Source organism: Streptomyces carpinensis (assembly GCF_002154505.1).
Classification (GTDB): domain Bacteria; phylum Actinomycetota; class Actinomycetes; order Streptomycetales; family Streptomycetaceae; genus Streptomyces; species Streptomyces carpinensis.
The window spans coordinates 17,454-38,352 of record NZ_MUBM01000038.1; the positions used below are offsets into that span (position 1 = coordinate 17,454).

19 protein-coding genes and 4 pseudogenes are annotated in these 20,899 nt (G+C 71.0%); 13 read left to right on the forward strand and 10 right to left on the reverse strand.

Features of this window, described 5'->3' with window-relative positions:
• A complete protein-coding gene (locus tag BZY54_RS06470; RefSeq protein WP_086723580.1) occupies positions 1 to 873 on the forward strand; it encodes a carbohydrate ABC transporter permease in 873 nt (290 codons plus the stop codon).
• Between the two features lie 192 nt (positions 874 to 1,065).
• Here BZY54_RS06470 and BZY54_RS06475 read toward each other — a convergent pair.
• From BZY54_RS06475 to BZY54_RS06485, 3 genes and pseudogenes are all read right to left on the reverse strand, one after another.
• A pseudogene (locus BZY54_RS06475) lies at positions 1,066 to 1,310 on the reverse strand (winged helix-turn-helix transcriptional regulator); the annotation flags it as partial.
• Positions 1,311 to 1,344: 34 nt separating this feature from the next.
• The gene (locus BZY54_RS06480; RefSeq protein ID WP_086723581.1) at positions 1,345 to 2,127 is read right to left on the reverse strand and encodes a DUF1963 domain-containing protein; all 783 of its coding nucleotides are present in this window, start codon (positions 2,125 to 2,127) and stop codon (positions 1,345 to 1,347) included.
• 279 nt (positions 2,128 to 2,406) lie between these two features.
• Positions 2,407 to 3,237: an SDR family NAD(P)-dependent oxidoreductase gene (locus BZY54_RS06485; RefSeq protein ID WP_086723582.1), complete on the reverse strand. Its 831-nt coding sequence runs from the start codon at positions 3,235 to 3,237 to the stop codon at positions 2,407 to 2,409.
• Positions 3,238 to 3,903: 666 nt separating this feature from the next.
• On the opposite strand from BZY54_RS06485, the gene BZY54_RS06490 reads away from it, so the two are divergent.
• The 5 genes from BZY54_RS06490 to BZY54_RS06505 all read left to right on the forward strand — a co-directional run bounded on the left by BZY54_RS06490 (position 3,904) and on the right by BZY54_RS06505 (position 7,491).
• Positions 3,904 to 4,566, forward strand: coding sequence for an NAD-dependent epimerase/dehydratase family protein (locus tag BZY54_RS06490; RefSeq protein ID WP_086723594.1), 663 nt, complete (start codon positions 3,904 to 3,906; stop codon positions 4,564 to 4,566).
• Complete coding sequence (locus BZY54_RS06495) at positions 4,563 to 5,507, forward strand: RNA polymerase sigma-70 factor (protein ID WP_086723583.1); 945 nt, start codon at positions 4,563 to 4,565, stop codon at positions 5,505 to 5,507. Before BZY54_RS06490 ends, BZY54_RS06495 begins: the two co-directional genes overlap by 4 nt.
• Before the next feature lie 201 nt (positions 5,508 to 5,708).
• A complete protein-coding gene (locus BZY54_RS52840) occupies positions 5,709 to 5,876 on the forward strand; it encodes a hypothetical protein (protein ID WP_244216997.1) in 168 nt (55 codons plus the stop codon).
• Positions 5,873 to 6,037: a hypothetical protein gene (locus BZY54_RS52845; RefSeq protein ID WP_244216998.1), complete on the forward strand. Its 165-nt coding sequence runs from the start codon at positions 5,873 to 5,875 to the stop codon at positions 6,035 to 6,037. The genes BZY54_RS52840 and BZY54_RS52845 overlap by 4 nt, the downstream gene beginning before the upstream one ends.
• Positions 6,038 to 6,342: 305 nt before the next feature.
• Complete coding sequence (locus tag BZY54_RS06505) at positions 6,343 to 7,491, forward strand: PDDEXK family nuclease (RefSeq protein WP_086723584.1); 1,149 nt, start codon at positions 6,343 to 6,345, stop codon at positions 7,489 to 7,491.
• 232 nt (positions 7,492 to 7,723) lie between these two features.
• Here the strand turns inward: BZY54_RS06505 and BZY54_RS06510 are convergent, their stop codons facing one another.
• The 3 genes from BZY54_RS06510 to BZY54_RS54695 all read right to left on the reverse strand — a co-directional run bounded on the left by BZY54_RS06510 (position 7,724) and on the right by BZY54_RS54695 (position 11,191).
• Complete coding sequence (locus tag BZY54_RS06510) at positions 7,724 to 8,038, reverse strand: MerR family transcriptional regulator (RefSeq protein ID WP_086723585.1); 315 nt, start codon at positions 8,036 to 8,038, stop codon at positions 7,724 to 7,726.
• 390 nt (positions 8,039 to 8,428) lie between these two features.
• Positions 8,429 to 10,708, reverse strand: a complete 2,280-nt coding sequence (locus tag BZY54_RS06520; RefSeq protein ID WP_086723586.1) for a heavy metal translocating P-type ATPase — start codon at positions 10,706 to 10,708, stop codon at positions 8,429 to 8,431.
• An 87-nt stretch (positions 10,709 to 10,795) separates the two neighbouring features.
• Positions 10,796 to 11,191 (reverse strand): heavy-metal-associated domain-containing protein, encoded by a 396-nt coding sequence (locus BZY54_RS54695; protein ID WP_341868670.1) that lies wholly within the window; start codon positions 11,189 to 11,191, stop codon positions 10,796 to 10,798.
• A 69-nt stretch (positions 11,192 to 11,260) separates the two neighbouring features.
• On the opposite strand from BZY54_RS54695, the gene BZY54_RS06530 reads away from it, so the two are divergent.
• Positions 11,261 to 12,226: a hypothetical protein gene (locus tag BZY54_RS06530; RefSeq protein ID WP_086723588.1), complete on the forward strand. Its 966-nt coding sequence runs from the start codon at positions 11,261 to 11,263 to the stop codon at positions 12,224 to 12,226.
• 73 nt (positions 12,227 to 12,299) lie between these two features.
• Here BZY54_RS06530 and BZY54_RS06535 read toward each other — a convergent pair whose 3' ends face one another.
• A complete protein-coding gene (locus BZY54_RS06535) occupies positions 12,300 to 12,776 on the reverse strand; it encodes a hypothetical protein (RefSeq protein WP_143668013.1) in 477 nt (158 codons plus the stop codon).
• 176 nt (positions 12,777 to 12,952) lie between these two features.
• Here BZY54_RS06535 and BZY54_RS06540 point away from each other — a divergent pair, with 176 nt between their 5' ends.
• From BZY54_RS06540 to BZY54_RS06555, 4 genes and pseudogenes are all read left to right on the forward strand, one after another.
• Positions 12,953 to 13,528, forward strand: a complete 576-nt coding sequence (locus tag BZY54_RS06540; protein WP_341868671.1) for a Chromate resistance protein ChrB — start codon at positions 12,953 to 12,955, stop codon at positions 13,526 to 13,528.
• Between the two features lie 59 nt (positions 13,529 to 13,587).
• The gene (locus BZY54_RS06545; RefSeq protein ID WP_086723596.1) at positions 13,588 to 14,742 is read left to right on the forward strand and encodes an MFS transporter; all 1,155 of its coding nucleotides are present in this window, start codon (positions 13,588 to 13,590) and stop codon (positions 14,740 to 14,742) included.
• Between the two features lie 143 nt (positions 14,743 to 14,885).
• A pseudogene (locus tag BZY54_RS52850) lies at positions 14,886 to 15,222 on the forward strand (CbtA family protein); the annotation flags it as partial.
• 239 nt (positions 15,223 to 15,461) lie between these two features.
• On the forward strand, positions 15,462 to 16,142 hold the full coding sequence (locus BZY54_RS06555; RefSeq protein WP_086723590.1) for a methyltransferase family protein: 681 nt from the start codon (positions 15,462 to 15,464) through the stop codon (positions 16,140 to 16,142).
• 253 nt (positions 16,143 to 16,395) lie between these two features.
• Here the strand turns inward: BZY54_RS06555 and BZY54_RS06560 are convergent, their stop codons facing one another.
• Positions 16,396 to 16,809: a VOC family protein gene (locus tag BZY54_RS06560; protein ID WP_086723591.1), complete on the reverse strand. Its 414-nt coding sequence runs from the start codon at positions 16,807 to 16,809 to the stop codon at positions 16,396 to 16,398.
• A 149-nt stretch (positions 16,810 to 16,958) separates the two neighbouring features.
• Positions 16,959 to 17,365: pseudogene (locus BZY54_RS06565) on the reverse strand (TIM barrel protein); the annotation flags it as partial.
• On the opposite strand from BZY54_RS06565, the pseudogene BZY54_RS06570 reads away from it, so the two are divergent.
• Positions 17,269 to 17,738: pseudogene (locus BZY54_RS06570) on the forward strand (substrate-binding domain-containing protein); the annotation flags it as partial. The pseudogenes BZY54_RS06565 and BZY54_RS06570 overlap by 97 nt on opposite strands.
• Positions 17,739 to 17,814: 76 nt before the next feature.
• Here BZY54_RS06570 and BZY54_RS06575 read toward each other — a convergent pair.
• Positions 17,815 to 18,267: a universal stress protein gene (locus BZY54_RS06575; protein WP_086723592.1), complete on the reverse strand. Its 453-nt coding sequence runs from the start codon at positions 18,265 to 18,267 to the stop codon at positions 17,815 to 17,817.
• A 575-nt stretch (positions 18,268 to 18,842) separates the two neighbouring features.
• On the opposite strand from BZY54_RS06575, the gene BZY54_RS06585 reads away from it, so the two are divergent.
• Positions 18,843 to 20,899, forward strand: a 2,057-nt coding sequence (locus tag BZY54_RS06585) for a glycoside hydrolase family 65 protein (RefSeq protein WP_086723597.1), incomplete at its 3' end; no start/stop codon positions are given.

Genomic DNA, 20,899 nt, shown 5'->3' on the forward strand with positions numbered 1-20,899 from the left:
ATGACCACCATCACCCAGCCGCGGCCCACCACGACGAAGGGCGCGCCCGCGGTCGACGGCGCGAAGCTCTTCAACCGTCTCTGTGCCGTCTGCCTGACCCTGTTCGCCCTCATCTGGCTGGTGCCCTTCGCCTGGGCGATCGCGACCTCCCTGCGCTCCGACGGATCGATCACGCAGAACCCGACGTCGCCGTTCGCCGGCGGCTGGTCCCTGCACGCCTACTCCTACGCGTGGGACAACCACCCGATCGGCACCTGGTACCTCAACAGCCTGGTCATCTCGGCCCTCGCCGTGATCTTCACCGTGGGCTTCTGCTCGATGGCGGGCTTCGCTCTGGCGTTCCTGCGTTACCGGGGCCGGGCCGTGGTGATGGCCCTGGTCGCGGCGGGGTTGATGCTGCCGAGCGAAGCGCTCGTGCTGCCGCAGTTCATCGAGTACCGGTCGTTCCACCTGCTCGGCACCTTCTGGGCGCTGATCCTGCCGTCCATCGCCGCACCGATCTCGGTCTTCGTCTTCCAGTCGTTCTTCCGCGGCATACCCGTGGCGCTGATCGAGGCCGCCCGCATCGACGGGGCCGGCTGGTGGCGGGTCTACGCGAGGGTCTGCATGCCCATCTGCCGCCCCGCCTTGTCCACGGTCGCCATCCTGACCTTCATCACCACCTGGAACTCCTTCCTCTGGCCGCTTCTCGTCCTCAACCAGACCAAGTCCCAGACCATCCCGGTAGGCCTGTCGTCCCTGGTCAGCAACAGCAACATCCAGTACGCCGAGGTGATGGCCTCCTCCGTCCTGGGATTCCTCCCGCTGATCGCGGTGTTCCTGGTCTTCCAGCGGCAGATCGTGCAGGGGGTCGCCACGACGGGTATCAAGTAGCGGGGTCGACTGCCCGCAGGCGACGCAGCCGTCCGTGCGAGGGGAACCGGCCCGGAGGCGGCGCAACACGCCGGGCCCGCGGCAGCGGCGATGCGGCGGGCGAGGTAACTCGCCCGGCAGGCGCATCGGCAGCGGCTGAGCGCCCTGCTTCCGGCCGAGCAGGACCACCACCGACCGCCCGCGCAGCCTGCCTCAGTGTCGTCGCCCGTCGGCCGCCTGACGCCGGCGCATCTCATCGATCCGCGGCATGTTCTCCTCGGCCCATGCGCGACGCGGCGAAGGGCTCCTCCAGGCAGAGGCCGAGGGCAGTGAGCCGGGTAGTGCTCCGCGGGCGGCACGGTCGGCTCCACCCGGCGGGCGACCAGGCCGTCCCGCGCCAGGTTCTGCAAGGTGACCGACAGCGTCTTCTGCGAGACGCCCGGCATACGGCGCAGCAGATGTTCAGTCCCCCTCGCGATGCAGGGACGAGTGTCACATGTCGACGTGGCCGTAGACGCGGTCGAAGCGCAGGGACGCCAGGTCCTGGCGGCGGATCAGCCAGCTGATGACGCCCATGTCCAGTTCCTTCACGGCCTCGCCGCAACGCCAGGTGGCCAGCAGCATCCAGTCGTCGGCGTCCCCTGCTTCCGGCGTGCTGTCCCGTGCCAGGGACATCGGGTCGTCGTTGACGACGACCGGGTTGCCGCGGAGCGCGAAGGTCCACGTGGGCCAGGAGCCTCCCACGTGAGTCCAGGCGCTCTCCAGTTCGTCGGCGAGTTCGTACTGCTCGTCGTCGGGGTCGTCCCACCTGGCCTCGGCGAAGCTCTCGGGGTCGGGCTGGGACAGGTGGTGCCACATCGTGCGCATGCCATGCGACGCGAACGGCTCGTGCCAGCTGTCGACGCGACGGGCGGCTGTCGGCGTTCCGGCGGGGACGTATCGCACGGCGTCGGTCATCAGGCCCGCGAAGCTCACGCTGGGTTCGGCGAAGAACAGCAGGTGGCCGTCGGCGGGGAGGGGGAGCCCCGCAGCGCCCGGCGGGAGCAGCGCGCAGTCGACGGACGCGACGAAGGGGTAGGACGCATTCGGCGCGTCCAACGGCAGCAGCGGGTCACCGCCCATCCGGGCCGCGAGTGGTCCGTCACCACCCTGCGTCCAGTACACGCCCGGCAAGGTGAGCCGTATCCATTCCTCCACCTCGTCCCCCGGCAGCCCCCGGGACGCCGCCTCGGCGCGGAAGCGGTTGACTCTGTCGCTGTTCCAGTCGTCGATCACGGCGACACCCTAGCCAGGCTGACGTCACCTCCACGGAGGTCGGCGGACACCGACGAGCGCAACCCGAACCGTCAGGTGCGGCTGAGCTTCCTGGGCTGAGGCGTGTGCGGAACTACGGCGTCGAATTCGGTTGCGACTTTTGCCGGTTGAGAGCGGGTCGGCGCCATGAGGCGGCAGGAACCCGACGGGCCATCCGGACCATCGTCCTGCGGACCCGTCCGAGCGGCCTACCCGGCCGTGCTCCCTTACCGCCGTACGAATGGGGAGCCTCAACTCGGGCTACCGGGGCTGGGGGTGTTGTCCGTGAGCCTCGACCGCGAGGTCCTGCCAGTCCGCCCAGGTCGTGAGCCGGTCGGTGTAGACCTGCTGGAGCATCTGGTTGCCCTGGGTGCCGAAGAACACCCGCAGGGGCGGGTTGTCGGCGTCGACGATCTTGAGGAGTGCTCGGCCTGCGGCGGCCGGGTCGCCGAGGTCGAGCGTCTGGGCGAACGCGGCGAAGGCCTTGCGGAGACCGTCGTAGCGTGGGTCGGCCTCGGCGTGGACGGCGCCGGCGATCGCCTCGGTCGCGTAGGAGCCGGGCTCCACCAGGGTCACCTTGATGCCGTCTCCGGCGATCTCCTGGGCGAGGGCTTCACTCAGGCCCTCCAGGGCCCACTTGGAGGCGTGGTATCCGCCGCCGAGCGGCATGGCGGTGACGCCGCCGACCGAGGAGACCTGGATGATGTGTCCTCCGCCCTGTTCGCGCAGGTGAGGGAGTGCGGCCTGGACGACCCACACCGCGCCGAACAGGTTGGTCTCCAGCTGGTCTCGCAGTTCCCGCTCCGTCAGCTCCTCGACAGCGCCGAACAGGCCGTAGCCCGCGTTGTTCACGACGACGTCTAGACGGCCGAAGTGCTCTCGGGCCCGCTTCACGCTCTCATGAACGGCGCCCTTGTCGGTCACGTCCAGCTCGAGTGGAAGAACCGCGTCGCCGTGGGCGGTGACCAACTCGCCGAGGTGTTCGGTGTTCCGGGCGGTCGCGGCCACATGGTCGCCGCGGGACAGTGCGGCCTCCACGAAGCTGCGGCCCAGGCCGCGGGACGAACCGGTGACGAACCAGACCTTGCTCATGGTGTCCTTCCAATCTGTCGAAGTGGCGGTTACAGCCCTGAGGGATGGGCGGGGTGGGTGGGGTCAGTTTCGGCGTGGCTTGACCGGCGGGCCGCCTCGTCCAGGACCGGGCCTGCGGTGCGCCGAAGCGATGCGGCACACGGACCTGGGCGTGAGCGGGCTCTTGAGGAGAGGCGGGCGGGCACCAAGGTGAACTCCCTCGCGGTCGTCGACGGCTGCACCTCTGAGACGAGACAGCCCGGGCGAGCTGTGACATGGACGCATGTGATGTGCCTTGCGCCGTCGTACCGCTGGAGAAAGAGATCAGGAATTTCCGCGGATCCCGGCTCATGCCGTTGAGTTGGCATCGGCCGACCCGACGTCCGTGCTCCTTGGAGCGGGCCGCGGTGCTGTTCGACATCGCCGGGCTGTGGCGCGAGTGGGCCTCACCACGTCTCGGTCCTGACGCGATCGCCTGCGTGACGTAGGCAGTGGGGCGCGGTTGCACCCGGAGCCGTGCGAGCCGCGCGCTGGTCAGGGCGGCAAGCAGTTGCTCGTCGTGTCGGTGGACGCTGGTCGCGCCCGACGCGACGACCCTTCGCCGTTCTTCGCTGCCCATGTCACAGACGGCGGGGCCGTCTCGTCTCGGGTCGCAGAGAAGGCTCCGAGCTCAGAGAGGCGATGGACATGCGGGTGTTCGTGGCAGGGGGAAGCGCTGTTCTCGGGCTGCGGCTGGTGCCGCAGCCCGTGGCCCGTGGCCATCAGGTGACAGCGACGACGAGCGCGGCCAGGCTGGGCCTGCTGCAAGGGCTGGGCGCGGACGGCGTCGTCATGGACGGTCTGGACGCGGCGTCGGTCGGTGAGGCTGTGGCCCAGGCGCGACCGGACACGATCGTGCATCAGATGACCGCGATCGCGGGCAAGCCCGACATGAAACACATGGAGCGCTGGTTCGCCACCACCAACCGGCTGCGCACCGAGGGGACGGACCACCTGCCGGCCGTCGCCGACGCGACCGGTGTGTCCCACGTCGTCGCGCAGGGGGACGCGAACCGCAACGGCATCCGCGAGGGCGGCTGGGTGAAGACCGAGGAGGACCCGTTGGACTCGATGGCGGGGACGTCCGCGGCCCCTGGCATGGAGGCGATCCGCCACGTCGAGGAGAGGGTCGTGGGAGCCGGTGGTGCGATGCGGGTTCCGGTGCGGCCGGCCCGGCTGCCGGCCGGGGAGGCGGCCGTTGTGATGATGACCGAGGGGCGCGCATTCTCCAACGCCGAGGCCAAGCGGCAGCTCGGCCGGGAACTGCGCTACCCCTCCTGGCGGCAGGGCTTCGAGAAGGAGCCGGCGTGAACGGGACCGAGGAGTTCCAGGAGCTGCGGCCGCTGCTGTTCGCGATCGCGTACCGAATCCTCGGCAGTGTGACCGAGGCCGAGGACGCCGTCCAGGACACCTGGCTGCGCTACGAAGCATCCCCGGCCCAGCCCGCCTCGACCAAGGCGTTCCTGTGTGCCGTGGTCACCCGCATCTCGATCGACGCGCTGCGCTCGGCCCGGGTCCGACGCGAGGAGTACGTCGGGACATGGTTCCCCGAGCCGGTGCTCACCGACTCGTACGAGAACCCGGAGCGCGCGGCGGAGCTGGCCGACTCGCTGTCCATGGCGGCCTTGCTGCTGCTGGAACGGCTGACCCCGCTGGAACGCGCGGTTTTCGTGCTGCGGGAGGTGTTCGCGTTCGGCTTCCCGGACATCGCCCCGGCCGTGGGCCGTTCCGAGGCGGCGTGCCGCCAGCTCGCCGTGCGGGCGCGCCGCCACATGGACGCGGGCAGGCCCCGCTTCGAGGCCGACCGGAGGGAACGCGAGGAACTCGCCGAGCGGTTCTTCGACGCCTTCCGCGAAGGCGACGTCGACGGGCTGCGTGAGCTGCTGGCCGCCGACGTGCAGATGATGGGCGACAACGGAGGCAAGGCCCCGCTGTGGGGCAACGGCGCCTTCGGCGTCGACGACGTGGCCCGACTGGTCGCCGCGTTCGCCCCGCTGTTCGTCGAGGTCGGCGGCGTCGTGGAGCCGCACGAGGTGAACGGCCAGTCGGGCGCGATTCTCCGTGACCGCGACGGCAAGGTCGTCAGCGCCTGGGTGCTCGACATCCTCGACGGGCGGATCCAGGCGATCCGCACCGTCCTCAACCCCGACAAGCTCCGGCACATAGGCCCGGTGGCGGACACCTGGGCGCTTGTCCGTGAGGCGAACCGGGCTCGCCGCTCCACGCAACGGCCGGACAACGCGACCACGTGAGGCCACACTCCCGGCCGAGCTGCTCGCCGCACTCCACCGCCGGGGTTTCTGGCCCACGCCGGAACCCCGGTATGCCGGGCGTCATGTGACGTGCGGTGAACGCCCGCTACCTTGTCGCTCTTGCCCGCGCCGGAGCGCGCTTCGAACGCGGCCAATCGGTCGAGCGCCCGTCCATCCTCGCGACGTAGGGTCTGGTGCACCATGACCGACCACCACGCCTACGGCACCAGCACCCACACCGCCGGCGAGCTGGCCCGGCCCGTCAGCGACCGCCTCGCGCTGGTCTTCACTGAGCGCGAGAGTGACTACCGAGGCGTCTACCGTCTCGCCAAGGGCCACGTCGTGCAGATCGAGATCCAGCCCACGTGATTCCCGGTGACGACGAAGAAGACGACCTCTATGCACCCGAGCACCCGGTAACCGAGGTCCTCCTGCTGGCCACCACCCGAGCCCCCGATCCGGTCCTGCAAAACCGTCTGAGCTCGATCGAAGGGCTTGTCCACCTGGATCACGAGCCGTCAAACGCCTGATGGGTCCTGGCTGTCATGGAGGGAGCAACGAGCGGCAGCTCGTACAGGCGATGTTTCGTGTCAGATCATCGAGGTGAGTTTTGATGCTCTGCCACTCGGCGAGTAGACCGTACCGAGAGGGCGCTCCGCACCGGCGCGCTGTGCGACGTTGGCGACGATGAACCGCCTGCGCGCTTTGCCGGATGCGTCTGTCCGTAGCGGGAGTCGACTCTAGGATCAGGCTCTTGCCGCCTTCCTCACGGGATGGCGGCGACGTGGAATCAATGATCGACCACGGACGCGAGACCACAGGGGTGGGGTAACCGGTGACTGATCAGTCGGTATTCGTCCTCCGGAGCGATCTGCAGGCTCTGGAGCCGGCCGCGTTCGAGACCGAGGCGGAGTTCCAGGAACTCCTCGCGCGCCATCCTCGGGTGCTGGACTTCGGCTCGCTGGCCGATGGACGGCCCTTGCGGCTGGTGCTGGTGGCGCGGGAGATGGGTGTTGCGACGAGCGCGGAGAGCGGCCCGGCCTACTGGCTGGACCATCTCTTCGTCGACGCCGACGGGGTGCCGACGCTGGTGGAGGTCAAGCGGGCGAGCGATACGCGCATCCGGCGCGAGGTGGTGGGGCAGATGCTCGACTACGCGGCGAACGGAGCACGCTACTGGCCCGGAGCGCTGCTTCAGCGCTCCTTCGAGGAGACCTGCGCCAAGGACGGCCAGTCGCTGGAGGAGGCGTACGCGGAGTTGCTCGGCGACCGCTCCCCGGAAGAATTCTGGACGACGGTCGAGGAACGGTTGGCCTCCGGCCATATGCGGCTGCTGTTCGTCGCGGACCGGATCCCACTGGAACTGAGGGCGATCGTCGAGTTCCTCAACCGACAGATGCGGCAGACCGACGTGTACGCGGTCGAACTGACCCAGTACCGGGGCGACGGAGACCTCCGCGTCCTTGTTCCGCGCATCCACGGCGAGGTCGCCACGGCAGCGAAGTCCCCGTCGGGCCGCCGCACCGCTCAGAGGACCACACGTGCCGACATGGACGCGGTGCTGCGGACCCGCCTCGCACCGGAACCGAGGCGGATCGCGGCGGCCCTTCTCGACCACGCTGCAGCCAAGGGCCGGCTGGAGGGCGGAACCGCTCAGTATCCGAGCATGTCCGTCCACTACACCGTCGCCGGACGACAGGTGCCGATCTGGACGCTGTCCCTGTACGACAACCCGGCAAAGGAAGAACTCGCGTTGAGCTTTGGGTCGATCACCCACCACCTCGGCCTCGACCGAGCGGCGGCGTTCGCGGAGTCACTGCCGACCGTCCCCGAGTTGGAGAGGAAGCTGGAGGTGCAACGGGAGAAGGGTTACAAGGGATGGCCGTCGGTCCCATTGACCGCTCTGGCAGCCGAGCCCGGTGCGGTGGAGGGAATCCTGGCTGCGATTCAGCGGCTCATGGATGCTCGGGAGGCCTCCGCCTGACCGGGCTCGACGGCGCGGTCCGGTCGGCGATCGGCCTGGCATCGGGTGGCGGTGCTGTTACGGTGCTGTTGATCGCCTCAGCGGTGGCGTGCGGTGACCGGTGCAGGGCCGGTCGGTCGTAGGACCGATGTGGTGCACACCTGCATACCGAATGGGAACGCATGCCCCCATACCGGCGCCGCCTACGGGACCCATGGCGCCCCGTGGGGAGGCCATTCGTTCTGCGCAGGCTTCACGGGCCGAGGCGTTCGGCGACCGTCCGCCGGAAATGTTCGCACTGCGTGAAGTCAGAGTGACCGCAGTCGAGTGCGCACTCGATGAGATCGAGGGACGCCTGTGCGGCCCTGATGCGGGACCGCAGTGCATCGGCCTCTTCGCGCAGGACGGCTCGTCGCCGCACGGGAACTGTTGTGGCTGCCAGAGAACGGATGCGGTCAAGGGACAGCCCGGCTTCCTTGGCGCGCAGGATGATCGCGACGCGGGTCAGATCGGCGGCGCCGTAGCGGCGGCGGCCGGCGGTGTCGCGCGTGGGTGCGAGGAGCCCCATCGTTTCCGAGGGAGCCTGCTCCGCCGGCGCCGTTCCCCGGGTGCGGACGGACCACTGGATCGCCGAGCAGCGTGCCCGGGCCGCGTCCGACCGGCTCTTCCTGGCGCTCCCGATGTTCGTGGCCGCGGCCACCGCACCGCGTTGAGCGACCGCATCACATCGAACCACCGCACCACATCCAGCCACGCCACCACGTCGAGAAGACGCCGCCGGGTCCGGGCGGTTGGTCCGCCCGGGCCCGGGAGCCGAGCACTCAGGCCCGTACGAGTCCGACGACGTGGCCTCGGAGGCCGCGGCCCGGGGCAAGGGCGTCGATACGGGAGCCGCCCTCATGACCCTGCGCCGCAGCTGCAGCCGCAGCCCCAGCCGCAGCCGCAGCCCCAGCCCCGGTCAGCGGTCGGTCGGCTGGAAGCCGCGCAGCCGCAGGCTGTTGCCGACGACGAAGACGGACGAGAAGGCCATGGCCGCGCCCGCGATCATCGGGTTGAGCAGGCCGGCGGCGGCGAGGGGGAGAGCGGCAACGTTGTAGGCGAAGGCCCAGAAGAGGTTGGACCGGATCGTGCCCAGTGTCTTGCGGGACAGGCGGATGGCGTCCGCCGCGACTCTCAGGTCCCCCCGCACCAGCGTGAGATCGCCCGCCTCGATGGCGGCGTCCGTCCCCGTTCCCATCGCCAGACCGAGGTCCGCCTGGGCAAGGGCGGCGGCATCGTTGACGCCGTCGCCGACCATCGCGACGGAGCGCCCCTCGCTCTGCAGGCGCTTGACGACGTCCACCTTGTCCTGCGGCATGACCTCGGCGATCACATGCTCGGGAGCGATACCGACCTGATCGGCGACCGACTCGGCGACGGCCCGGTGGTCGCCGGTCAGCAGGATCGGCGTGAGGCCCAGGGCGCGCAGTCGCGCGATCGCCTCGGGGCTGGTCTCCTTGAAGGCGTCGGCGACCTCCAGGACCGCTCGTGCCTCTCCGTCCCAGGCGACGGAGATCGCCGTGCGCCCGGCCGCCTCGGCCGCCGCCTTGGCCCGTTGCAGCTCGACGGGCAGGGTGATGGCCCACTCGGTCAGCAGCTGCTCGCGTCCGACGAGGACGGCGTGCCCCTCGACGACGCCCTGCACACCGAGGCCGGCGAGGTTCGCGAAGTCCTCGGGTGTGGGCAGCGTGCCGATCCGGGCGGCGGCACCGGAGGCGACCGCCTGTGCGATGGGGTGTTCCGAGGAGTGCTCCAAGGCTCCCGCCAGACGCAGGACGTCGTCCTCGGTGCTGCCCGCGGCGGTGTGCACGGCGAGCAGGGTCATCCGGCCCGTGGTGACGGTTCCGGTCTTGTCCAGGACGATGGTGTCGACCTTGCGCGTCACCTCCAGGACCTCGGGGCCCTTGATGAGGATGCCGAGCTGGGCGCCGCGCCCCGTGCCGACCATGAGGGCGGTCGGTGTGGCCAGGCCCAGGGCGCAGGGGCAGGCGATGATGAGCACGGCGACCGCTGCGGTGAAGGCGGAGCTGAGGCCGGCGCCATTGCCCAGCCAGAAGCCCAGGGTGCCCAGGGCCAGGGCGATCACGACCGGCACGAAGACCGCGGAGATCCTGTCCGCGAGCCGCTGGGCGGCCGCCTTGCCGTTCTGCGCGTCCTCGACCAGCCTGGCCATGCGGGCGAGTTGGGTGTCGGCACCGACGCGGGTGGCCTCGACGACCAGGCGGCCCCCGGCGTTGAGGGTGGCGCCGGTGACACCGTCCCCGGCACCGACCTCGACGGGGACCGATTCGCCGGTGAGCATGGAGGCGTCCACGGCGGACGAACCCTCGAGCACCGTGCCGTCGGTGGCGATCTTCTCGCCGGGCCGGACCAGGAAGCGGTCGCCCACCTTCAGCTCCGCGACGGGGATGAGCTCCTCGCGTCCGCCGCGCAGGACGGTGACGTCCTTGGCACCCAGCTCCAGGAGGGCCTTCAGCGCCGCGCCGGCCTTCCTCTTGGAGCGTGCCTCGAAGTACCGCCCGGCCAGGATGAAGGCGGTGACGCCGGCCGCGGCCTCCAGGTAGATGTTCCCGGCGCCGTCCGTGCGGGCGATGGTGAACTCGAAGGGGTGTGTCATGCCGGGCATGCCGGCCGTGCCGAAGAACAGCGCCCACAGCGACCACAGGAACGCGGCGGAGGTGCCCACGGAGATCAGCGTGTCCATGGTGGCGGCGCCGTGCCGGGCGTTCGTCCAGGCGGCCTTGTGGAAGGGCCATGCCGCGTACGTCACCACGGGCGCCGCCAGCGTCAGCGAGAGCCACTGCCAGTAGTCGAACTGCAGCGCCGGGACCATGGCCATCGCGATGACGGGAACGGCCAGTGCGACGGCGGCGGTGAGCCGCTGCCGCAGCGGCCGCAGTTCGTCGTTCTCGGCTCGACCTGTCTCACCGGTCGCGGTCCCGGGGGTCCCGGAGCCGGAGGCGTGGGGCGGCTCGGGCCGCTGCGCGGTGTAGCCGGTGGCCTCGACGGTCGCGATCAGCTCCGCGACCGTGACGTCCTCGCGGTAGGTGACTTTCGCCTTCTCGGTGGCGTAGTTGACGGTGGCCTCGACCCCGTCCATGCGGTTGAGCTTCTTCTCGATCCGGGCGGCGCACGAGGCGCAGGTCATGCCGCCGATGGCGAGTTCGACCTCGGCGGCGCCGGGCGTGGTGGTGGTCATGTCTGCTCCTCGGAGCTCACGGACGCGAAATGCGCGAGGGGAGGGGGCGGGGCCGCGGACAGAGGGACGGCCCCGCCCGGGTTCGGATCAGGCGGGGGCGGCGGGGGTGACGCGGCCGGCGAAGTCGTAGCCGGCCTCGTCGACGGCCTCGGCGACCAGGGCGTCGAGGGTGTCGCCGAGGTCCGTGGCGGTCGTCACGGTGACCAGGCCGGTTCCGATCTCGACCTCGACCGCGGTGACCTCGTCCACGTCGCCGACCGCCTTGGCGACGACGCCCTGGCAGTGGGCACTGCCCACGCCGCCGACCTTGTAGGTCGTCCTGGTCTTCGCCGCGGAGTGGCAGCTTCCGTCAGTGGTGCAGCAGTCCGACAAGGGAACCTCCGAGATCCGTAACTCGCATATACCCCTGGGGGGTACCCAGGGTGGCTTCATGTATACCCCCCACCCGTATGGAACGCAAGCGCGGATCCCTCTTGACTGCATACCCCCGGGGGGTACCTTGACACCCCGGGCCGCCCAGACGACGAGCGGCCATGAGACGAGGAGTCAGTCATGCGCACCGGCCTGAAGATCGGCGTCTTCGCCACCGCACTCGCCGCGACCTTCGGTACGGCCCACGGCGTGGGGAACGCCGTCGATGCCGTCTCGCCCGAAGGGAAGGGCGGCGCTCACGCCGGGCGCGGCGGTCAGGAAGCGGCGGAGCACGGGGGACATGCCGGCGGTCACGAAGCCACGCCGCCCGGAGGTCTGGAAGTCTCCAGGGCCGGATACACGCTCGACCTGAGCACCCCCCGCCTGGCGGCCGGCACGAAGGGCGAGCTTCGCTTCGCCGTGGTCCAGGACGGCACGGGCCGCAGGGTCACCGCCTACCAGCGCGAGCACGGCAAGGAACTCCACCTGATCCTCGCCTCACGCGACCTGACCGTCTACCGCCATCTGCACCCGAGCCGGGCCGCCGACGGAACCTGGTCCATCCCTGTCGATCTGCCCAAGGCCGGCGCCTACCGGGTGTTCGCCGACTTCACGCCGCGAGGTGGCCGGTCCCTCACCCTCGGCGCCGACCTCGCCGTGTCCGGCAACTACGCACCGGACCCGCTGCCCAGGTTCAACTCCACGACGGAAGTGGAGGGTTACGACCTGCAGCTGAACGGCGAACTGACCCCCGGCAGGGCGGGCGAACTGAAACTCACGGTGACCAGGGACGGCAAGCCGGTGCGGGACCTCCAGCCCTACCTGGGGGCGTACGGCCACCTCGTCGCCCTGCGCTCCGGCGACCTCGCCTACCTGCACGTCCATCCGAACGGAGAACCGGGGGACGGCAGGACCGCGCCCGGCCCGGAGATCTCCTTCACGGTGACGGCTCCCAGCCCCGGCGACTACCGGCTGTTCCTCGACTTCAAGCACGAGGGAAAGGTCCGGACCGCGGCCTTCACGGTCCATGTGGGCGGCGCGGCGGAGGCCGCCGGGAAGGCCATGGAGGGGGCGCCTGCCGAAGATGGGCCGGGACATGCGCACTGAGGTCCTTCAGGCGCGATGCCGGTGTCGCCGGGCGGCCCGGCGGTGCGGGCCGCCAGGCCGTCGTCGCCATGTCTCATGCGCCCGGAGATCTGTGTGTTCCTCCGCCGCGACCGGCCGGGACCCGTTCGCGGTTCGCTCCGGACGGCAGGCGGACCGCGACGCCCTGCGCCCCTCCGGCGCCGAGCCACACAAGGGACATCGTCACGAAGAGGCCCTCGACAAGCAGGGACAGGGGACCGTACGGCGCTTCCCAGCCGGCTTCGTAGTAGCCGAACGGCAGGCCGATGGTGCGTGAGAGTGCAAAGCCGATGATCATGCCGAGGCTGACGAGCGCACCGGTGAGCCAGGCCGCCAAGGGCCGCTTCATGAGCACAAGACCCGCTGCGACCACGAGCATGACAGCGCTGCCCGTGGCGAACAGGACGCCGATGTAGAACTTCTCTTCAAGATGATCTGGGATCAGCAGCGTGTGCAACACCGTGTTGCCCAGGGCACAAGACGCTGCCGCGCCTGTCAACGCAGGGACGTCTCTGGCGTGGGTGGAGTTCACGGGGACTCCTGCTGAGCGCTAGAAAGGACGAAGAATTTCCGCCCGCAGTTCATACGGGCCAGGGGCTCCGCCGGATTGCGTCCGGTGCCGGTGGCCCGTCCGGTGCTCCGCCCGGGCCGCATGCTCGGGTAACGGGCCTCTCGAAGTCCCATGTAACGACTGTTACTTTTTGCGATGTGAATCAGAGCGTGAACACCTCCTGGCTGATGCTGGTCCTGAAGATCCCCGCGCAGCCGTCCCGGCACCGGGTGGCGGTGTGGCGGGAACTGCGCAAGATCGGCGCGCTCTCGCTGGGCCAGGGGGTGTGGGCGGCCCCCGACGTGCCCGTCTTCGCCGACGGGGTGACCCGCGCGGTGCAGCTGACCGAACGCGCCGACGGTGAGGCCGTCGTTCTGACCGCGGCCGGCCGGAGCCCAGGAGACGCCGAACGGTTCGTGGCGATGTTCTGCGCGGCCCGTGAGGACGACTGGCGCGAGTTCCTGTCCGACTGCGACAAGTACCTGGCGGAACTGGACAAGGAGATCCGGCAGCGCAAGTTCACCCTGGCCGAACTGGAAGAGGAAGAGCAGAGCCTGGAGCGACTGCGCCGCTGGCACCGTGACATCAAGGCACGGGACGTCTTCGGCTCCACCGGTGCGGACGAGGCGGAGCGACGACTCAAGGACTGCGCCGAACACTTCGAGGACTACACCGAACAGGTCTTCACCGCCCTGCACCAGGCCGGACCCGGCCCGGACGGAGGCGAGGCATGACCGGCACACCCACCGCGCCGGCCGGCCCCCGTTCCGGCGGCACGTCCGTCCCGGCGCGGATGTGGCCGCTGTACGCGGCCGGGTTCACCACCGCCTTCGGCGCCCACGGCATCGCCGCGAACCTGGGCGGCTTCTCCCACGACGCGATCACCTCCCTGCTCGTGCTCGGTGGACTCCTCGCTCTGTACGACGGGGCGGAGGTGCTGCTCAAGCCGGTCTTCGGCAGCCTCGCCGACCGCATCGGGGCCCGCCCGGTGATCCTCGGCGGCCTCGTCGCCTTCGCGCTCGCCTCCGCCGCATACGCCGTGGCCGGCAGCCCGGCCTGGCTGTGGGCCGCCCGCCTCGGCCAGGGCGCGGCCGCCTCGGCGTTCTCACCGGCGGCCTCGGCGCTGGTGGCCCGGCTCAGTCCCACGGCCACACACGGCCGGGCATTCGGCAGTTACGGCTTCTACAAATCCATCGGCTACACCGCGGGTCCGCTCCTGGGCGGCGTCCTGGTGTGGGTGGGCGGGCTGCGCCTGCTCTTCGCCGTCCTGGCCGTGCTCGGCACAGCGGTCGCCGCCTGGGTGGCGACGGCCGTCCCGCACGTGCCGCCCCTGCCGCGCCGGCGCCAGACCGTCCTCGATCTCGCCCGCCGCCTGGCCGACCCCTCCTTCCTCGGTCCCACCGGCGCACTCGCGGCCGCCACCGCCGCGCTCTCCGTCGGCGTGGGCTTCCTGCCCGTCTCCGGCGCCGCCGCCGGGCTCGGCACCATCACCACCGGCGCAGCCGTCTCCGTGCTCGCCCTGTGCGCGGCCGTCGTGCAGCCCCGGATCGGCCGCGCCCTGGACGCGGAACGCCTGACCGTGCGCACCGGACTTGCCGCCGGACTCGCCGTCACCGTGGCCGGACTCGCGACCGCGATGCTGCCCGGCCCGGTCGGCGTGCTGCTCGCCGCCGCACTCATCGGCATCGGCACCGGCGTGATCACACCCCTCGGCTTCGCCGCCCTGGCCAACGCCACCCCCGCCGAGCGCCTCGGCCAGACCATGGGAGCCGCCGAACTGGGCCGCGAACTCGGCGACGCCGGAGGCCCGTTGATCGTCGGCGCCGTCGCCGCCACCGCCACGCTCACCTACGGATACGCCGCCCTCGCCGTCCTGCTGGCCGCAGGCCTGCCCCTCCTCGCCCTGGCCCAGCGCACGGCACCGGTGCGATCACCGGGCCGGGGATGACGTTGCCCGGCAGGCTCGGCTCGGGCCCCGACGCCGTCGTCCCCCTCGCCTCGCCGTCCGCAGCCCCTCGCGTCCTGGTCTTCGAGGTTCCGACGCCCGAGCAGCAGCCGCAAGACTGTCGATGCCGACAGCCAAGCACCGGCGTGCTGCTCGCCGTGGCCACCGTGGTCCTCGGCGAGCGCCTCGCGACGCCGGGCCTGGGCGACTGGAACGCCACGCTCGCCGCAGGAGCCTTCTTCCTCTTGGCCGTAGGCCTGGCCTACGCGTTCCAGCCGGTGGTCGACGAGGTCCCGAGGAATTTCCTCGGCGACTCTCCTGCGGCAGTTCCGTCTGGCGGCCCTGGCCGTGCAGACCACCCTGTGGACCTCCTTCGGACTGGTCTTCGGGGTGCCGGCGGAGCGGGTACTCGGGCCCCGGGCCGCCGGGACGGTCACAGAAGAACACGCTCCCGACGTGGGAGCCTGGACCGCATCCCGCTGACGGCCCCGTGGCTCGGGTGAGCTGCCGCGCTGGTCACGGCGGCTCACCCGGGTCACGGGACGGTCGCCGGAGTTCATACAGGTGCTGGGACGGTCGCCGGAGTTCATACAGGTTCCGGGCCGGCCCCGGCAGCTCATACAGCGTCCGGGCTCTCCATCCGTGGGTGGAGGCCGGCGGAGAGCTCTCCATCGACCCGTGGGTGCTGGTGATCCACTACCTGCGCGGAGCAGTCTTGAGGCATGGGCTCTCTGCACTCGGCACTCGTCGTGGTCATCGGCGTCTGCGTGCTGATCTTCGTCGCGGCCTGGATCGCGGGCGCCGTCTACTTCGGCGTGAGGAGCCAGGCCGGTCTGCGCGGCTGGGCGCGCGGACTGCGGCGCACGTTGCCGCGCCGGCTGCTGCTGATCGCGGGCGCTTACCTGTTTTCCGCTCTGGTGGGCGACACCCAGGGCTTCTGGCGCCATCTGCAGTACTGGCAGCCCGAGCCGGCGCTTCTGGGCGGACTGCTCGCGGTCGCCTCCACCGCCCTGCTGCTGTGGGCCCGCTGGGTTCTGGGCACGATGTGGGCCAGCGTCCCGCTGGTCAAGGAACACCACGAGCTGCGGACGGACGGCCCCTACCGGCTGGTCCGCCACCCCATCTACACCGGACTGCTCGGCCTGATCGTCGGGGGCATGCTGGCCTGCGGCTTCGGCGTCTGGATCGCCATCCTGGTGGTGGCCGTGCCCTGGCTGCTGTGGAGGGTCCGGACAGAGGACGGCCTGATGGCCCGGCAGTTCGGCGCATCGTACGACGCCTACCGCGCTCAAGTCCCTGCACTGATCCCCCGGATACGTCCCGCCCGTGCCGGCCCGTCCCACGCCGATGGCGAGCAGCAGCAGTCCAGTCCGGGCCGAGGCGGGCCGGCGGACCCGTACTGACCGCTACAAGCGGACGGGGCACCCCTCGGACTTCGGGCGAGCAGGTCTTCCCTCGTCCGTAGCGGCCGACCCGCCCGGGCACGGGCGAGCAGGGTGCTTGCCTTCGGCCTGCTCAGCGACTGCCGATCGGAGGGCGCGGGCGCCAAGAAGTACGGCCCCGCCGCAGGGCAGCCCGATGACCTGGCCGGGGAGGCGTCATCGGGCGCGGTGCCGCCCTGGTCCCGGCGCGTGCCCGGGGTGCCAGGTCGTCCCGTCAGCTCTGCGCCCCGGTGATGTCGACCATCCACGGAATGCCGAACCGGTCTGTGCACATGCCGAACACGTCGCCCCACATCTGCTTCTCCAGAGGCACGGACACCGAGCCGCCGGCGGACAGCTTCTCCCAGTAGCCGCGCAGTTCGGCGTCGTCGTCGCCGCTCAGGCTCACCGCGAAGTTGGTGCCCCGGGCGTGCTCCATGCCGGGCGGGACGTCGGACGCCATCAGGGTGAAGCCGGTCGGGGTCTCGAGCATGCTGTGCATGATCCGTTCGGCGTCCGGGCCGTCCGGTTGGCCCACGTCACCGTAGGTGCTGACGGCCAGGGTGCCGCCGAAGACGTCCTTGTAGAACTCCATCGCCTGTCGGGCGGTGCCGTCGAAACTGAGATAAGGGTTCAGACGCGTTGCCATGAGAACCTCCCTGGACGGTGCAGAAGGCTGCTTGCGCGCACAGTAACGCGGACCACTGACAACGGCGCGCCGGCGCGGCACCACGCACGCCCTTGCCCCACAGGGACAGCGCCGGACCCTTGTGGCGGCCCGGTCGGGCGCGACGAGATCCGGAGCCTGTCCCCGGCGTAGCGCATCATCGCGGCGATGCAGGCGCCCACCTCCGAGGGCCCCGAGAGGTGGAAGCTGTGCGGGGCGCCGTAGAGACAGTTCACCCTGGGCTTGTTGATCGCCCGGGCCAGGTCGACGGCGGGGTGTTCTGCTCGCAGAACTCGCAGAAGTCGTCCGGGTGGGCCTCCATGTCGAGCGCGACGCCCTCCCGCTCCAGCAGCGGCAGCGGCTCCTCCCGCGAGCGTCAGAACGCTGCCTCGTTCCCGGCGGCGCGCTCGGGGCGGTCGTTGAACTCCGAGTTCATCAGCGGGCGTTCGAGGTCCGCCGTGTTCTCGATCATCCGCTTCCAGCAGCGGGCGGGGGTCTGCCGCTCGGTCTCGTCGCGCGAGGACCACTTGTACAGGGGAGGTGCTCGCCGGCGACCACACAGAGCGGTCGGGCGTCGAGACCGGCCGCCTGCTCCCGGCGGAACGCGAGCACGGGCAGCCGCTGGCGACGGCGGTTCTCGCCGGCGACGACCGCAACGCGATCGGTCTGCTGATGTCCCTGACGCGGGCCGGTGCAGAGGTCCCGCGTGACCTGTCCGTCGTCGGATACGACGACGACCACCTCTCCTACCTGATGCCGATCGGCCTGACGACGGTCCGCCAGGACGCGGTGACCATGGCGGAGCACGCGGTGCGGTTCGCCGTGGAGCGGCTGAAGAACCCCGAACTGGAGCCGCGGGAAGTGGGTTGGATCCCAAGCTGGTGGTGCGGGGCACCAGCGGGCCGCCTCCGGCCCAGCCGCCTGAACGTGCCCCTCCGGACAGGGGCGGCGGGCTGCACGGGGAGCGCAGTGAGACGAGAGGCCGGCTCAGCGCGCGTGGTCGTGGTCCTGCCGGACCACCACCACCGGGCAGGCCGCGTGCTGGGCGCAGCGCTGGCTGACCGAGCCCAGCATCGCGCGGGCGAAGCCGCCGCGTCCACGGCCGCCCACGACGAGGAGTTCCGCCCCTTCGGAGGCCCGGATCAGCACCTCGGAGGGGTCGCCCTCGGCGAGGTGTTCCTCCAGACGCACGGGGTGGCCGTACGCGATCACGTTCCGCAACTCCTCCGTGAAGCGTTCCCGAGCCTGCCAGAGGTCGAATTCTGGGTCGATCGCCGGTCCGGTCCAGCCGATGACCGACTGTGTGTCCCAGGCGTGGATCGCCTCCATGACACCGCCGACGAGCCGGGCGTATCCCGCCGCCCAGCGCAGCGCGGCGTACGACGACGGCGAACCGTCCACGCCCACGACCACCCGGCGCTGCGCTCCAGAGAGCTGCATGGCCGCCTCACTCAGCGGTCGCTGTCCCTGCGTCCACGTGCCTGAACGTTCCTGTGTCCACGGCCCCGCACCTCTCCGCGTCCACGTCCTCCCGTCACGCGCCTACGTCCACGCTGCACGGCCCGGCGGCACCGCGCCAGCCGGGGCGCGGGCGCCCCGGTGCCGGCGCCTGCTCCCGAATCCGCGTCCGCTCCCCAGTCCGCGTCGGCTTCCGGATCCGTTCCCGCTCACAGCCTCGGCCCGGTGGGCGAACGCCCCCGTGAAGAGCCGGACCGCCCTCGCGTCCGACGGCCCCGGATGCGACGGTGACAACGGGACCACTTGTCGCGGCAGGACGCGGCAGGCCGACGAAAGGCGGTGGGGACGATGGAACTGCCCTTGGCCGTGGGCGTCGACGGATCGGATCCGAGCGTGATCGCGGCCCACCGGGCAGGCGCACGTGACCGCGCGGAGCGGGCAGTAGCCCGGTCGGAGGTGCCGCCGCGCGTCGCCGTGGCCGCGCATCCGGGGGTGGCCGTCGCGTCGCCACCCGCGTCCACCGTGCGGTGACGGCGGTGACGGCCGTGGTGACCCGGGTGACGGCGGAGACCTGGGCGTACGACGGCTACGACCCCGCCCAGGAACGACTGCGGGAGGCGCTGTGCGCGCTGGGCAACGGCTGCTTCGCCACCCGGGGGGTCCTGCCCGAGTGCGACGCGGACGACGTGCACTACCCGGGAACCTATCTGGCGGGGTGCTACAACCGGCTCACCTCCGAGGTCGCGGGCCGCGAGGTCGAGAACGAGGACATGGTCAACCTGCCCAACTGGCTGCCGCTGCGCTTCCGGCTCGCGGACGGCCCCTGGCTCACCCCGGACACGGCGACCGTGCTCGACCACCAGCAGATCCTGCACGTGGACTCGGGTCTTCTGGAGCGCCGTACCCGCTACGGGCTCGGGGACGGACGGGCGCTCATCGTGCGCCAGCAGCGGATCGTGCACATGGCCGATCCGCACCTGGCCGCACTGCGCACCGAGCTCACCGCCGAGGGCTTCACGGCGGATCTCGAGGTCGAGGCGGCGATCGACGGGGGCGTCACCAACGCCGGGGTGCTGCGTTACCTGGATCTGGACGGCCGTCACCTCACCCATGTGCACACCGGCACGGCAGAGCCCGGCACGGTGTGGCTGCGCTGCCGTACCCGTACCTCCGACATCCGGATCGGCATGGCCACCCGGCTGACCGGCGGCGGGCCGGTCACAAGCCGGCACGAGCACCCGCGTGCGATCCAGCGGATGCGCCTGCGCCTGGAGCCGGGCCGCACGGCCACCGTCGACAAGACCGCCGCGCTGTACACCTCGCGCGACCCGGCCATCAGCGACCCGCTGTGCGCCGCGACCGACCGGGTCGAGACGGCGCCGGGCTTCGATCACCTGCTGCGGAGCCACCGGGCGGCCTGGGAGCGGCTGTGGCGCGAGGCCGCCGTAGACGTTCCCGGGGAGCCGGGGCGCATCCTGCGCCTGCACCTCTTCCACCTGCTGCAGACCCTGTCCCCGCACACCGCCGACCTGGACGTCGGGGTGCCCGCCCGCGGCCTGCACGGCGAGGCCTACCGCGGGCACGTCTTCTGGGACGAGTTGTTCGTCCTGCCGTATCTCAACGTGCACTTCCCCGAGGTCTCCCGGGCCCTGCTGCACTACCGCCACCGGCGGCTGGGGCGGGCCTGCGCGGCCGCACGCGCGATCGGCCGGCGGGGCGCGATGTATCCGTGGCAGAGCGGCAGCGACGGCCGGGAGGAGACCCAGAGGCTGCACCTCAACCCCCGCTCCGGGCGCTGGCTGCCGGACCACTCGCATCTGCAGCGGCACGTCGGCTCGGCCGTCGCGTACAACGTGTGGCGGTACTGCGAGGCGAGCGGCGACGCCGAGTTCCTGCACACCACGGGCGCCGAGATGCTGTTGCAGATCGCGTGCTTCTGGGCGGACTCGGCCACCTGGGACGAACGCCTCGGGCGGCACCGCATCCTGGGCGTGATGGGCCCCGACGAGTACCACGACGCCTACCCGGACGCCGACCGGCCCGGCCTCGACGACAACGCCTACACCAACGTCACGGCGGCCTGGGTGCTCGGCCGCGCCCTGGAGATGCTGCGCACCCTGCCGGAACCGCGCCGGCGCGAACTCGTCGAACGCGCCGGCCTCGACAGCGCCGAACTCGAACAGTGGGAGGAGATCTCCCGCACGCTGTACGTGCCCTTCCACGACGGAGTCATCAGCCAGTTCGAGGGCTACGGCGAGCTGGCGGAACTCGACTGGGCCGGCTACCGCAGGCGCTACGGCGACATCCGCCGCCTGGACCGGATCCTGGAGGCCGAGGGCGACAGCGTCAACCGCTACAAGGCGTCCAAGCAGGCCGATGTCCTCATGCTCGGCTACCTCTTCTCACCCGGAGAACTGGTCTCTCTCTTCAGCCGGTTGGGCCACCACCTCGACGAGGAGCTCTGGCAGCGCACCCTCGACCACTACCTGGACCGGACCAGTCACGGCTCCACCCTCAGTGGTCTCGTGCACGGCTGGGTCCTGGCCCGCTGCCGGCGCTCCGAGGCATGGACGTACGTCCAGGAGGCCCTGCGCGGCGACGTCGCCGACCTGCA